Source organism: Paracoccus aurantiacus (assembly GCF_007993065.1).
GTDB classification, from domain to species: Bacteria; Pseudomonadota; Alphaproteobacteria; order Rhodobacterales; family Rhodobacteraceae; genus Paracoccus; species Paracoccus aurantiacus.
Genome location: NZ_VOPL01000002.1, coordinates 25,561 through 38,939 on the forward strand (window position 1 = coordinate 25,561; position 13,379 = coordinate 38,939).

A 13,379-nucleotide genomic window follows, 5' to 3' on the forward strand; every position below is an offset into this window, starting at 1 on the left:
AACTGACGCAACGAAAGCGCGCATTCAAGTCGAGAAGCGCGGTCAGGTGCAGTCGGTTTCGTTCATATCACGCCAATACGCCGCGTCATAATGTTCGATTTATATAAAAGCGAACATTTTCGAAAAAAATTCCTTGACTGTTTTCACGAAAGCTTTACCCCTGATCCAGTCGCGGAAATGGCCTGCGGCAAGGGAGGAAACGTGTCGCAATCCACGCCGCAAGACCCGGTCGACCTGTTTGTTATCGGTGGCGGAATCAATGGCTGCGGCATCGCGCGCGATGCGGCTGGTCGCGGCTTGTCTGTCGTGCTGGCAGAACAGGGCGATCTGGCGCAAGGCACATCGTCGGCCTCTACAAAGCTGTTTCACGGCGGGCTGCGCTATCTGGAATATTTCGAGTTCCGTCTGGTCCGCGAGGCGCTTGAGGAGCGTGAAACCCTGCTGAGCGCCATGCCGCATATCAGCTGGCCGATGCGCTTCGTGCTGCCCTATTCGCCCGATATGCGGTTCGAGAATGACACACCAACCTCGCGGCTGCTGTCCTTCGTGATGCCGTGGATGAAGGGGCGCAGGCCTGCCTGGCTGATCCGGCTGGGGCTGTTCCTGTATGACAATCTGGGCGGGCGGAAGTTTCTGCCGGGCACGTCGAAACTGGATCTGTCACAAGACCCGCTGGGCCAGCCGCTGAAACCCGGTTTCCGGATTGCTTACGAATATTCCGACTGCTGGGTTCAGGATTCGCGGCTGGTCGTGCTGAATGCCCGCGATGCCGAGGCGCGCGGCGCTAAGATCATGACCCGAAGCCGCGTCACCGCCGCATATCGCGAGGGCGATTTGTGGCGGGTCGAGGTCGATGGCCCGGACGGTCCCGCCACCTATACCGCGCGCGCGCTCGTCAATGCCGGCGGGCCGTGGGTCGAACAGGTGATCCGCGACGTGACGCATATCGATTCCACCGAGGGCGTGCGTCTTGTGCGCGGCAGCCATATCGTGACACCGAAGCTTTACGACCACGATCGCTGCTATTTCTTTCAGGGGACGGACGGGCGCATCATTTTCGCGATCCCATACGAACAGGACTTCACCCTGATCGGCACGACGGACAAGGACCATCATGCCCCGCCAGAGGATGTGCGCTGCTCGGACGAGGAGCGCGACTATCTCTGTGCCTTCGCAAGCGAATATTTCGACAAGCCTGTCACGCCTGACGATGTGGTCTGGACCTATTCCGGCGTGCGACCGCTTTACAATGACGGGGCGAAATCGGCGACTGCGGCGACACGGGACTATGTTCTCAGTGTCGATGACAAGGGCGCGCCGCTGCTGAACGTCTTTGGCGGCAAGATCACCACCTATCGGCGCTTGGCGGAAAGCGCGATGGCGAAGCTTGCCCCCTGGTTCGCGGATCTAGGCGGGGACTGGACCGCGCGCGTTCCGCTGCCGGGTGGCGACTTCCCGGTGAATGGCGTGGCTGCGCTGACTGAAAGCCTGCTGACCGACTATCCGTTTCTGACCCCGGACTGGGCGGGACGGCTGGTGCGCACCTACGGGACTGAGGCGTTTGACGTGCTTGGTGACGCACGATCCGCGGCCGATCTGGGCCCGGATTTGGGCGCGACCCTGACCGGCGCAGAGGTGGATTGGCTGCTCAGCCGCGAATACGCCCACGATGCCGAGGATATTCTTTGGCGGCGCACGAAGCTGGGCCTGCATCTGGCGCCCGGCCAGGTGGCGGCGCTGGAAGGGTATCTGCGGCAGGCAAAGACGAAAGACGCGGCTGAATAAGAAGAACGGGACAGCACCGGACAGGTGTGTGTCACCGGCAGGAGAGGTTGAATGACGCTGGAATTGCAGGGCGTGTCGCGTCTGGTTGGGGGCAGGGTGCATATCCATCCCACCAGTCTGACATTGCAGAAGGGCACGATGAATGTGCTGCTGGGGCCGACGCTGGCGGGCAAGACCAGCCTGATGCGGCTGATGGCAGGGCTGGACCAGCCAAGCGCGGGCCGTATCCTTTGGGACGGTCAGGACGTGACCGGCCAGCGTGTGCAGGACCGGGGCGTGGCCATGGTCTATCAGCAGTTCATCAACTATCCCGGCCTGACGGTTTACGAAAACATCGCCTCGCCCCTGCGCATCCTCGGCCGACCCGCCGATGAGATCGACCGGCAGGTGCGCGAAACCGCCGAGATGATGCGCCTGACCCCCATGCTGACCCGGAAACCGCTGGAACTGTCGGGCGGCCAGCAGCAGCGCTGCGCGCTTGCCCGCGCGTTGGTGAAGGGCGCGGGTCTGGTGCTGCTGGACGAGCCGCTGGCGAACCTCGATTACAAGCTGCGCGAAGAATTGCGCGTCGAAATCCCGCGCATCTTCGAAGCCTCCGGCGCGATCTTCGTCTATGCCACCACCGAGCCCGAGGAAGCGCTTCTTCTGGGCGGCAACACCGCCACACTTTGGGAGGGCCGGGTAACGCAATTCGGCCCCACGACCGAGGTTTACCGCCAGCCGCAGGACGCGACCACCGCGCGCGTCTTCAGCGACCCGCCGATGAATTTCGTGACGGCGCAGAAGCAAGGCGGGCAGGTCACGCTTGGCGGCAGCAGCGCCCCGATTGCCGGTTTCAGCGATCTGCCCGACGGCAGCTATCAGGCCGGTTTCCGCGCCAATCACCTGCATCTGGCAAAGCACAGCGACGCGGCGATCCCCTTCGATTGCACGCTGTCCGTGACCGAGATCACAGGGTCAGAGACGTTCATCCATGTCCATCACGACGCCGACCGCTGGGTCGGGCTGGTCGAGGGCGTGCATGACCTGACCCCCGGTCAGCCGCTGACGGTCTGGCTGGACCCGGCCCATGTTTATCTGTTCGACGACGCAGGCCGGCTTGCCGCGCCCGCATCCTATGCAATGGCGGCCTGAGGGGACCATGGCACAGATCACGCTGAAAAACCTCGCCCACAGCTATTATCCGAATCCGCAGACGGACAAGGATTATGCGCTGAAGGAAATGGATCACGTCTGGCAGGATGGCGGGGCATACGCGCTGCTGGGATCGTCGGGCTGCGGCAAGACGACGTTGCTGAACATCATCTCGGGCCTGCTGCGGCCCAGTCACGGGCGGGTGCTGTTCAATGACCGCGACGTGACGGATGCGGCAACGGCCGAGCGCAATATCGCGCAGGTCTTCCAGTTTCCGGTCGTCTACGACACCATGTCGGTGCGCGACAATCTGGCCTTCCCGCTGCGCAATCGCGGGATGGATGCGAATTACATCAAGGCCCGCGTCGACCAGATCGCCCAGATGATCGGGATGGAAACGATGCTGTCGCGCAAGGCGCAGGGGCTGACGGCGGATGCCAAGCAGAAGATCAGCCTTGGCCGCGGCATGGTCCGCGAGGACGTGAACGCGATTCTGTTCGACGAACCGCTGACCGTCATCGACCCGCATATGAAATGGGAATTGCGCACGCAGCTGAAGCAGCTTCACCGCGAATTCGGCCATACGATGATCTATGTCACCCATGACCAGACCGAGGCGCTGACCTTCGCCGACAAGGTCGTGGTCATGTATGATGGTCGCGTCGTCCAGATGGGCAAGCCGGAAGAGCTGTTCGAAACCCCGGCCCATACCTTCGTCGGTTACTTCATCGGCTCGCCCGGCATGAATTTTCTGGATGCCGATGTGCAGGGCAACCGGGCGCTGCTTCCGGGCGGTGAAAGCGTCGATCTGGGCGCGGAATATGCGCCTGCTGCCGGCAAGGTGCAGATCGGCATACGCCCCGAACATGCCGTGCTGACCGATGGCGCGGGCCTTCCGCTGACCATCAACCGGATCGAGGATGCCGGCCGTCACCGCATCCTGCGCGGCGAGGTCATGGGCACCCCCCTGAACATCGTCCTGCCGGAAGGCCAGCCGGTCGAGGGCCACGCCCGCGTCGCCTTCACCCCCGCCAAGATCAATGTCTATGCCGATGACTGGCGCGTCGCTCCGCTGGGGAGGGCGGCCTGATGGAAAAGACACAGAACAACAAGGCCTGGTTCCTTGTCCTGCCGGTGCTGGTGCTGGTCGCCTTCTCGGCTGTGATCCCGCTGATGACGGTGGTGAATTACGCCTTCAACGACACGTTCGGGAATAACGAATTCTTCTGGGCGGGTCTGGAATGGTTTGACGACATGATCCATTCCTCGCGCCTGCACGAGGCGCTTGGCCGCCAGATCCTGTTCTCGGCCATCATCCTTTCGATCGAGGTGCCGCTGGGGATTTTCGTGGCGCTCAACATGCCGAAGAAGGGCTTCTGGTCCAGCTTCGTGCTGGTGGTCATGTCGCTGCCGCTGCTGATCCCTTTCAACGTGGTGGGCACCATCTGGCAGATCTTCGGGCGTACCGATATCGGTCTGCTGGGCCATACGCTGGCGGCGCTTGGCATCGACTATAACTATACCGCCGATGTGCTGGATGCGTGGATCACCGTGGTGGTGATGGATGTCTGGCACTGGACCTCGCTTGTCGCGCTGCTGTGCTATGCCGGGCTGCAATCCATCCCGCAGGCCTATTATCAGGCCGCCAAGATCGACCAGGCCAGCCGTTGGGCCGTCTTCCGCTATATCGAGCTGCCGAAGATGTCGGGCGTTCTGCTGATTGCCGTGCTGCTGCGCTTCATGGACAGCTTCATGATCTATACCGAACCCTTCGTCGTCACCGGCGGCGGTCCGGGCAATGCCACCACATTCCTGTCCATCGATCTGGTGAAGATGGCCGTGGGCCAGTTCGACCTTGGCCCGGCCGCCGCCTTCAGCCTGATGTATTTCCTTGTGATCCTGCTTGTCAGCTGGGTTTTCTACACCGTGATGACGAACATGGACCGTTCGGCATCCGACATCCCGGAGGAGCTGTAATGCGGATCAAGACCTCTGCCGTGGTGATGGCGCTTTACCTCTTGTTCCTGATGGTGCCGATCTACTGGCTCGTGAACATGAGCTTCAAGACCAATGCCGAGATCACCGGCGCCTTCACCCTGTTCCCGGACAACTTCACGCTGCGGAATTATACGGTGATCCTGACCGATCCCAGCTGGTACATGGGTTACGTCAACTCGATCATCTATGTGGTGATGAACACGGTAATCTCGATTGCGGTGGCGCTGCCGGCGGCTTACGCCTTCAGCCGCTATAACTTCATCGGCGACAAGCATCTGTTCTTCTGGCTGCTGACGAACCGCATGGCCCCGCCCGCCGTTTTCGCGCTGCCCTTCTTCCAGCTTTATTCCTCGATCGGGCTGTTCGATACGCATATCGCGGTGGCGCTGGCGCATTGCCTGTTCAACGTGCCGCTGGCGGTGTGGATTCTGGAAGGCTTCATGCGCGGCGTGCCGAAGGAGATCGACGAGACCGCCTATATCGACGGCTATTCCTTCCCGCGCTTCTTCATCCGCATCTTCATGCCCCTGATCGCGAGCGGCATCGGCGTAGCTGCCTTCTTTTGCTTCATGTTCAGCTGGGTGGAACTGCTGTTGTCGCGCACGCTGACATCGGTCAACGCCAAGCCCATCGCCGCCACCATGACCCGCACGGTCAGCGCGTCCGGCATGGATTGGGGCGTGCTGGCGGCGGCAGGGGTGCTGACCATCATTCCGGGTGCCTTGGTCATCTGGTTCGTCCGCAACTACATCGCCAAGGGCTTCGCCCTGGGGAGGGTCTGATGACCGATACTGCAATCCCGACCCGCCGCGCGAACTGGCCCGCGATCTACGCCACTGCGATCATCATCCTTGGCGCAACCCTTGGTTTCCTGATCTGGGCCACGCCGGTGACGGAAGAAGGCGCGAAGGCATGGACCGATCCGATGATCCCCGGCGGATGGATGGCATGGACCTTCCCGGTCGCGCTGTTCTTCTGGATCATCGCAAGCCTGCTGGTCCTGTTCACCATACTTGCCGTCCGCTTCCCGGAAACGCCTCGCCGCGGCATCCTGCGGATCGAAACCACGCGTGGGGACCGGCTGTTCATCACGCTTCTCGGCTCAGCCTTCATCTGCCTTGGCTGGCTGTTCTTCTTCGGTGCCCCGGTCTGGTGGGGCCTCGGACTTTGCGCCCTTTACGCCACAGCGGTGTTCCGCTGGGTCTGAGGGCATCACGATAAGCTGTGGGGCGGTTGTCGCCCCCGGCATATAAAACGTCTCAAGGGGAGGATCACATGAGACTGACTTACACGACCACCGCCATGGCGCTTGCGCTGATGGTCACAGGCGCACCGGCCTTCGCGGATATGGATGCCGCGAAAGCCTTCCTCGATGCAGAGATCGGCGATCTGTCGACGCTCTCGCGCGAGGATCAGGAAAAGGAAATGCAGTGGTTTATCGACGCCGCTGCCCCGCTTGCGGGCATGGAAATCAAGGTCGTTTCCGAAACCATCACCACGCATGAATATGAATCGAAGGTGCTGGCCCCGGCCTTCACCGCGATCACCGGCATCAAGGTCACCCATGACCTGATCGGCGAGGGCGATGTGGTTGAAAAGCTGCAGACCCAGATGCAGACCGGCGAAAACATCTATGACGGCTATGTCAATGACAGCGACCTGATCGGCACCCACTGGCGCTATCAGCAGGCCCGCGACCTGACCAAGTGGATGGAGGAAGAGGGCAAGGATTTCACCAACCCCGGCCTGGACCTGCCCGACTATTTGGGCCTGAAATTCACCACTGCGCCGGATGGCGACCTGTATCAGCTGCCCGACCAGCAATTCGCGAACCTGTACTGGTTCCGCTATGACTGGTTCAACGACCAGAAGACCAAGGACGATTTCAAGGCCAAGTATGGTTATGACCTTGGCGTTCCGGTGAACTGGTCGGCCTATGAAGACATCGCCGAATTCTTCACCGGCCGCGACATGTCCTATATCGAAGGCGGCCCGACCTCTGCCTGGGGCAACATGGATTACGGCAAGAAGGACCCCAGCCTCGGCTGGCGTTACACCGATGCCTGGATGTCCATGGCCGGCATGGGCGACAAGGGCGACCCGAACGGTCTGCCGGTCGACGAATGGGGCATCCGCGTGGACGAGAACTCGCGCCCTGTCGGGTCCTGCGTGGCGCGTGGTGGCGCGACGAACGACGCGGCGGCAGTCTATGCCGTGACCAAGGCAATCGACTGGCTGAACAAGTTCACGCCGCCGGAAGCCATGGGCATGACCTTCGGTGAAGCCGGCCCGGTCCCGGCGCGCGGTGATATCGCGCAGCAGATGTTCTGGTACACCGCCTTCACCGCCGACATGGTCAAGGAAGGCACTGCGGTCGTGAACGAGGACGGCACGCCGAAATGGCGCATGGCCCCCAGCCCGCACGGCGCGTATTGGGAAGAAGGCACCAAGATTGGCTATCAGGACGTGGGGTCGTGGACGCTGCTGAAATCGACGCCCGTGGACCGCGCGCAGGCCGCCTGGCTTTATGCGCAGTTCGTCGGCTCGAAAACGGTGGATGTGAAGAAATCCCATGTCGGTCTGACCTTCGTTCGGGAATCGACCATTCAGGACAAATCCTTCACGGAACGCGCGCCGAAACTGGGCGGTCTGGTCGAATTCTATCGCTCGCCCGCGCGGGTGCAGTGGTCGCCGACCGGCACCAATATTCCTGACTACCCGAAGCTCGCGCAGCTGTGGTGGCAGAATATCGGGGACGCGCTGTCGGGCGCCAAGACCCCGCAAGAAGCGCTGGACTCGCTCTGCGCCGAGCAGGAAAAGGTGCTGGAGCGGCTGGAGCGTGCAGGCGTTCAGGGCGATCTCGGTCCGAAGATGAACGAGGAAAAGGACCCGCAGGAATGGCTGGACGAACCCGGCGCACCTGTGGCGGCACTGGAAAACGAAAAGCCGCAGGGTGAGACGGTTTCCTATGACGAACTGATCAAGTCCTGGCAGTAAGACCGGGCGAGGCGCGGGCGGCTTCGGTCGCCCGCCTTTTCTTTTGATACATTCGCCGGGACGTCCGCGTCCCGCAGCACGGGGGAAGCTGCGCCATGACCCATATTCTTGCCATAGATCAGGGCACCACCTCGTCCCGCGCCATCCTGTTTGACAGCGACCTGCGGCCCATCGCGACGGCGCAAGAGGAATTTCCCCAGCATTTTCCGCAGTCGGGCTGGGTTGAACATGACCCCAAGGACCTGTGGTCCACGGTGGCCGCGACCGCGCGGGCGGTGATCGAAAAGGCCGGGATCGGGGCGCGCAATATCTCGGCCATCGGGATTACCAACCAGCGCGAGACGACGCTGCTTTGGGATCGCAAGACCGGCAAGCCCTTGCACAACGCCATTGTCTGGCAGGACCGCCGCACGGCTGACATCTGCGCCGCCCTGAAGGATCAGGGGCATGAGGAGATGGTGACTGAAAAGACCGGCCTGCTGCTCGACCCCTATTTTTCGGGCACCAAGCTGAAATGGCTGCTGGACAATGTCGATGGCGCGCGCGCCCGCGCCGAGAAGGGCGAACTGGCCTTCGGCACCGTCGATACCTGGCTGATCTGGAACCTGACCGGCGGCAAGGTGCATGCGACCGATGCCACCAACGCGGCCCGCACGATGCTTTACAACATTGCCGAGAACCGCTGGGACGATGAAATCCTTGCGCTTCTGGACATTCCCGCCGACCTGCTGCCAGAGGTTCGCGACAGCGCCGATGATTTCGGAACCACCCGCGCCGATCTGTTCGGGCGTGAAATCCCGATCCTCGGCGTCGCAGGCGATCAGCAGGCGGCGACCGTCGGTCAGGCCTGTTTCAAGCCCGGCATGATGAAATCGACCTATGGGACCGGCTGCTTCGCGCTGCTGAACACTGGCGATCAGATGGTGCCGTCGACCAACCGGCTGCTGACGACCATCGCTTACCGGCTGGACGGAAAGACCACCTATGCGCTGGAAGGGTCGATCTTCATTGCGGGCGCGGTGGTGCAGTGGCTGCGCGACGGGCTGAAGATCATCCGCGAGGCCTCGGAAACCCAGCCGCTGGCGAATAAGGCGGACGCTTCTCAGGATGTGGTGATGGTGCCGGCCTTCACCGGGCTTGGCGCGCCCTATTGGCGGCCCGACAGCCGCGGCGCGATCTACGGGTTGACGCGCAATTCCGGGCCTGCCGAATTTGCCCGCGCGGCGCTGGAAAGCGTGGGTTATCAGACCCGTGACCTGCTGGAAGCCATGCGCGCGGACTGGACCGCCGAAAGCGACGGAGAGGGCGTCTTGCGCGTCGATGGCGGCATGGCTGCATCCGATTGGGCGATGCAGTTCCTTTCGGATATTCTGGGCGCGTCGGTCGACCGCCCCGAGGTGACGGAAACCACGGCCTTGGGTGCCGCATGGCTGGCCGGGATGAAAGCCGGGATCTATCCCGACCAGGATGGGTTTGCGGCAAGCTGGGCGCTGGAACGGCGCTTCGATCCCTTGATGGAGGAAGACGAGCGCAGCGCAAAATACGCCCGCTGGCAGCGCGCCGTGCAGGCGACGATTTCCGCGACATGAGCACGCCCGCAATTCCCGCCTTCGGCTTCGCGTTGCCCGGACAGGTGCTGTTCGGCAGGGGAGAGGCCGCGAAGGCACCCGGCCTGACCCTGCAATTCGGCCGGCGCGGGCTGGTCGTCCACGGCGCATCGCCCGCGCGGGCTGTCTGGCTTGTCGATGCGCTGCGCGATGCGGGCGCGCAGATCACGACCCTGTCCTGCGGGGCAGAGCCCACCTTGCCGATGCTGCTGGATGCGCTGACACAGGCCCGCGAGGCGCGGCCCGATTGGGTGTTGGCAATCGGCGGCGGCGCGGTAATCGACATGGGCAAGGCGCTGGCGGCGCTGATCCCCGCGACCTCTGACCCGATGGATCATCTGGAGGTGGTGGGTCGCGGTCTGCCGCTGTTGGTGGACCCGTTGCCCTTTATCGCCATGTCCACAACGGCAGGCACCGGGGCAGAGGCCACGCGCAACGCCGTGATCGGTCTGCCCGATCATGGCCGCAAGGTGTCCTTGCGCGACGCCCGGATGCTGCCCCGCATCGCCATTGTCGATCCCGCGCTGACCGATCATTGCCCTCACGCGGTGACGCTCGCTTCGGGACTGGACGCGCTGGCACAGGTGATCGAGCCTTATGTTTCCGCCAAGGCGACGCCCTTTACCGACGCGATCTCTGGCCCGGCAATCGCGCCAGGTCTGAAGGCATTGCAAAAACTGATGCAGGGCGAGGACGCAGCCGCGCGCGATGTCATGGCATGGGTCAGCCTGTCAGGCGGTGTCGCGCTTGCAAATGGCGGTCTGGGCGCGGTGCACGGTTTCGCAGGGGTGATCGGGGGCGAAACGGGTGCCGCACATGGCGCAATCTGCGGCGTGCTGCTGGGGCCGGTGCTTGACGCCAATCGCGCCTGCGCAACGGGCGAGGCCGCGCGCCGCATTGCCGATATCTGCGATCTGCTGGCCACCGCATTCGGCGTCGATGCTGGCGACGCGCCTGCGGCATTGGCAGATTGGGCACGTGATGCGGGCCTGCCTTCGCTTTCCGCGCAGGGCCTGACCGCAGCGCGGCACGCCGATGTCGCTGTGGCAGCGACGCAAAGTTCTTCCTATAAGGGGAATCCGGCCCCGCTCGACACCGACGATCTTCTGCGAATCCTTGCGCGCGCAGGCTAGCGCATTGCAGCGCGCTGTTGCGCTTGCACGTCATATTGGTCATAGGGGAGCTTGAGAGCGGATGCTGCCCGTGCCGAAGAAGCCGTCCGATCCGATCTCCATCGAATGTTGCCCTTCGGGTAGGGTTGTCCGCTGCGTCGCGGAGACCTTCGTGAAAGGCGGGGCTCACGTTGAACAGGCAGAACGACATGCTTCCCAAAGTGCTGCAGAGTGTTTTCAACCGCTATACCGCGCGGCATGGCAGTCTTTCGAAGCCCGGTTTCGCGCTTCGCGACAGGCGCGGAATGATCTTCGGCTATGTCGAGGCGATCACGGTTAATGATGGTCGTCTGAGGGTAGAAGGCTGGACCGTCGGTGGCCCTGTGGGGCTCAGCAATACCGAGAACAGCGTCTCGGGCGAACCGGCATTGCAGCGGAATGATGTCAGTAGCCAGTTTGTCGGCGCTGAAAACATGTTGCCGGGATTCCGTCTGGACCTGCCGCTGTCGCAGTCGAACACCGTTTTCTGGGTCGAGCATGACGGCCAGAGCTTCGTCTATCCGATGCCCGCAATCGAACATCGCGATCTGACCAAAATGCGGCTTTCGCAGGTGCTGCCCTTCGCACGCGACAGCCTGAAGGTCGTTGCGCCGGGCCTGCATTACTTGCGCCATCGCGACACGCATTCAGCGATGCGTATCAAGGACGCGCTCGGGTTGAATACCGTCACGCGTTCCGGCGAACTGAACGCGGACGCTTTCGCGCCGGATTCTGCCCCGATCGGGCCGCTGCCTGACCTGCCGGGCGGGCGCATCACCATCGTGGTTCCGGTCTATAACGGTTTCGACCTGTTGCCAAAGGTGTTGGCGCGGGTCATCAAACATACCGATCTGCCCTTTCATCTTCTTCTGGTCGAGGATCGGTCCAGTGACGACCGCGTGCGGCCTTGGCTGAGGTCGTGGCACGAGGGTCTTACGCCCGAGATGCGCGGGCAGGTGACGCTGATCGAGAATGACGAAAACCTTGGCTTCATTCGTTCGGTCAACAGGGCCTTCGCCGAAGCGATCCCGGCGGGCGCGCATGTCGTGCTGCTGAACGCAGATGCGTTTGTCCCCGAAGGCTGGGCCAGCAAGCTGATGCGCCCAATGCTGGAAGAAAGCCGCGTCGCGACCGTCACGCCGATGTCGAATGACGCGGAAATCTTCAACGCGCCCGTCATCTGCGAACGTGTTGACCTGCAGCCGGGGCAGGTTGACCTTATCAACAGCCGTATAGCGACACTGCCCGGCACGGGTGAGCGGGTCGATGTGCCGACCGGCGTTGGCTTTTGCATGGCGATGAATATCGACTATCTGCGCGCGCTGCCCGAACTCGATACCGTCTTTGGCAAGGGCTATGGCGAGGAAGTGGACTGGTGCCAGCGTGCGGCGCTGCGCGGCGGGCGCAATCTCGGCTTTGGTGGCCTGTTTGTCGAACATCGCGGCGGCGTGTCTTTTGGCAGCGAAGAAAAGCAGCGCCTGATGCGCAGCAATGGCATGATGATTTCCCGGCGCTATCCGCGATTCGACGCGGATGTACAGGATTTTATCGGCACCGACCCGCTTCTCACCTCGCGCCTGGCCATGGGGATCGCCCTGGCGGCCTCCGCGCCCGGCGCAGACGTGCTCATCTATCTCGTGCATTCGATGGGCGGCGGGGCCGAACATTACGTCGAGCGTCGCGCCGCCGATGACGTCGCTGACGGAAATGTCGCGATCATGTTGCGGGTTGGCGGCATGTCGCGCTGGCAGATCGAACTGGTCACGCCGGGCGGCGTGACGCTGGGTCAGACTAATGACACCGACCTTATCGAACGTTTGCTGAGCATCCCGGCGCAGAAGACGGTCGTGTATTCCTGCGGCGTCGGCGACCGTTCACCGCTGGAAATCCCCGATGTGCTCGGCAGGATCGCCGATGGTCCGAATGACCGGGTCGAGGTGCTTTTCCACGATTTCTTTCCGCTCAGCCCATCCTACACGCTGCTCGATTCCGACGGGATCTTTCGCGGTGTTCCTTCGGCGCAGGAAAACACCGACCCTGCCCATGAATGGCGTGCCACGTCTGCTGGCACGGTGACGTTGTCCGACTGGCGCGAGGGCTGGGGGCGGCTGATGGCGCGCGCCGACGTGTTGCGCGTCTTTTCGCAGGACAGCCGCGAGCGGGTCGAAGCGGCCTATCCGGAACAGTCCTCGAAGATCGAGATCACGCCACACAAGCTGCTGCACGACGTGCCCGCCGTCACACGGCCAGCCAACAGCGCCAACGCGCCGGTGATCGGCGTTCTTGGCAATATCGGTCATCAGAAGGGTGCCGCTGTTCTGCGGGATATGTCGTCCCTGCTGTCGCGCCACGGTCAAGCCAAGCTGGTCGTGGTCGGGAATGTCGATCCAAGCTATCCGCTTGCGCAGCCCGCGCGCATACACGGAAATTACCAGGTCGCAGACATTCCGGGCCTTGTCGCCCGCTATGGAATCGACCGTTGGCTGATCCCCTCGATCTGGCCCGAGACGTTTTCCTATGCGACCCATGAAGCGCTTGCGACCGGCCTTCCGGTCTGGAGCTTCGATCTGGGCGCGCAGGGCGATGCGGTCGAGAAAGTCGCGCGCGAGCGTGGTCAGGGCGGCATCATCCCACTGCCAACCAATCAGGACGAGATATCGGCCGCGCTGGATATTATCCTGAGCGACGCCCCAAGCGCCTGAGATGC

At 62.7% G+C, this 13,379-nt stretch carries 10 protein-coding genes; all 10 read left to right on the forward strand.

Annotated elements, in window-relative coordinates:
- The first annotated feature begins 177 nt into the window (after positions 1 to 177).
- The gene (glpD, locus tag FQV27_RS05590; protein ID WP_147097373.1) at positions 178 to 1,785 is read left to right on the forward strand and encodes a glycerol-3-phosphate dehydrogenase; all 1,608 of its coding nucleotides are present in this window, start codon (positions 178 to 180) and stop codon (positions 1,783 to 1,785) included.
- 51 nt (positions 1,786 to 1,836) lie between these two features.
- On the forward strand, positions 1,837 to 2,919 hold the full coding sequence (locus FQV27_RS05595; protein WP_147096887.1) for an ABC transporter ATP-binding protein: 1,083 nt from the start codon (positions 1,837 to 1,839) through the stop codon (positions 2,917 to 2,919).
- A gap of 7 nt (positions 2,920 to 2,926) precedes the next feature.
- Complete coding sequence (locus FQV27_RS05600; protein WP_147096888.1) at positions 2,927 to 4,009, forward strand: ABC transporter ATP-binding protein; 1,083 nt, start codon at positions 2,927 to 2,929, stop codon at positions 4,007 to 4,009.
- Positions 4,009 to 4,896: a carbohydrate ABC transporter permease gene (locus tag FQV27_RS05605; protein WP_147096889.1), complete on the forward strand. Its 888-nt coding sequence runs from the start codon at positions 4,009 to 4,011 to the stop codon at positions 4,894 to 4,896. The genes FQV27_RS05600 and FQV27_RS05605 overlap by 1 nt, the downstream gene beginning before the upstream one ends.
- A complete protein-coding gene (locus FQV27_RS05610; protein ID WP_147096890.1) occupies positions 4,896 to 5,699 on the forward strand; it encodes a carbohydrate ABC transporter permease in 804 nt (267 codons plus the stop codon). The genes FQV27_RS05605 and FQV27_RS05610 overlap by 1 nt, the downstream gene beginning before the upstream one ends.
- The gene (locus FQV27_RS05615; protein WP_147096891.1) at positions 5,699 to 6,124 is read left to right on the forward strand and encodes a DUF2160 domain-containing protein; all 426 of its coding nucleotides are present in this window, start codon (positions 5,699 to 5,701) and stop codon (positions 6,122 to 6,124) included. Before FQV27_RS05610 ends, FQV27_RS05615 begins: the two co-directional genes overlap by 1 nt.
- Positions 6,125 to 6,192: 68 nt before the next feature.
- Complete coding sequence (locus tag FQV27_RS05620; RefSeq protein WP_147096892.1) at positions 6,193 to 7,914, forward strand: ABC transporter substrate-binding protein; 1,722 nt, start codon at positions 6,193 to 6,195, stop codon at positions 7,912 to 7,914.
- Between the two features lie 95 nt (positions 7,915 to 8,009).
- On the forward strand, positions 8,010 to 9,503 hold the full coding sequence (gene glpK, locus FQV27_RS05625; RefSeq protein WP_147096893.1) for a glycerol kinase GlpK: 1,494 nt from the start codon (positions 8,010 to 8,012) through the stop codon (positions 9,501 to 9,503).
- A gap of 11 nt (positions 9,504 to 9,514) precedes the next feature.
- Positions 9,515 to 10,654, forward strand: a complete 1,140-nt coding sequence (locus FQV27_RS05630) for an iron-containing alcohol dehydrogenase (RefSeq protein WP_147097374.1) — start codon at positions 9,515 to 9,517, stop codon at positions 10,652 to 10,654.
- Between the two features lie 188 nt (positions 10,655 to 10,842).
- Positions 10,843 to 13,374, forward strand: a complete 2,532-nt coding sequence (locus FQV27_RS05635) for a glycosyltransferase (RefSeq protein ID WP_147096894.1) — start codon at positions 10,843 to 10,845, stop codon at positions 13,372 to 13,374.
- Positions 13,375 to 13,379: the final 5 nt, after the last annotated feature.

What these genes read in the sequence shown, in the direction of transcription:
- glpD (WP_147097373.1), top strand. Translation starts at nt 178, where the DNA reads ATGGCCTGCGGCAAGGGAGGAAACGTGTCGCAATCCACGCCGCAAGAC.
- FQV27_RS05635 (WP_147096894.1), top strand. Translation starts at nt 10,843, where the DNA reads ATGCTTCCCAAAGTGCTGCAGAGTGTTTTCAACCGCTATACCGCGCGG.
- FQV27_RS05595 (WP_147096887.1), top strand. Translation starts at nt 1,837, where the DNA reads ATGACGCTGGAATTGCAGGGCGTGTCGCGTCTGGTTGGGGGCAGGGTG.
- glpK (WP_147096893.1), top strand. Translation starts at nt 8,010, where the DNA reads ATGACCCATATTCTTGCCATAGATCAGGGCACCACCTCGTCCCGCGCC.
- FQV27_RS05620 (WP_147096892.1), top strand. Translation starts at nt 6,193, where the DNA reads ATGAGACTGACTTACACGACCACCGCCATGGCGCTTGCGCTGATGGTC.
- FQV27_RS05615 (WP_147096891.1), top strand. Translation starts at nt 5,699, where the DNA reads ATGACCGATACTGCAATCCCGACCCGCCGCGCGAACTGGCCCGCGATC.
- FQV27_RS05610 (WP_147096890.1), top strand. Translation starts at nt 4,896, where the DNA reads ATGCGGATCAAGACCTCTGCCGTGGTGATGGCGCTTTACCTCTTGTTC.
- FQV27_RS05600 (WP_147096888.1), top strand. Translation starts at nt 2,927, where the DNA reads ATGGCACAGATCACGCTGAAAAACCTCGCCCACAGCTATTATCCGAAT.
- FQV27_RS05605 (WP_147096889.1), top strand. Translation starts at nt 4,009, where the DNA reads ATGGAAAAGACACAGAACAACAAGGCCTGGTTCCTTGTCCTGCCGGTG.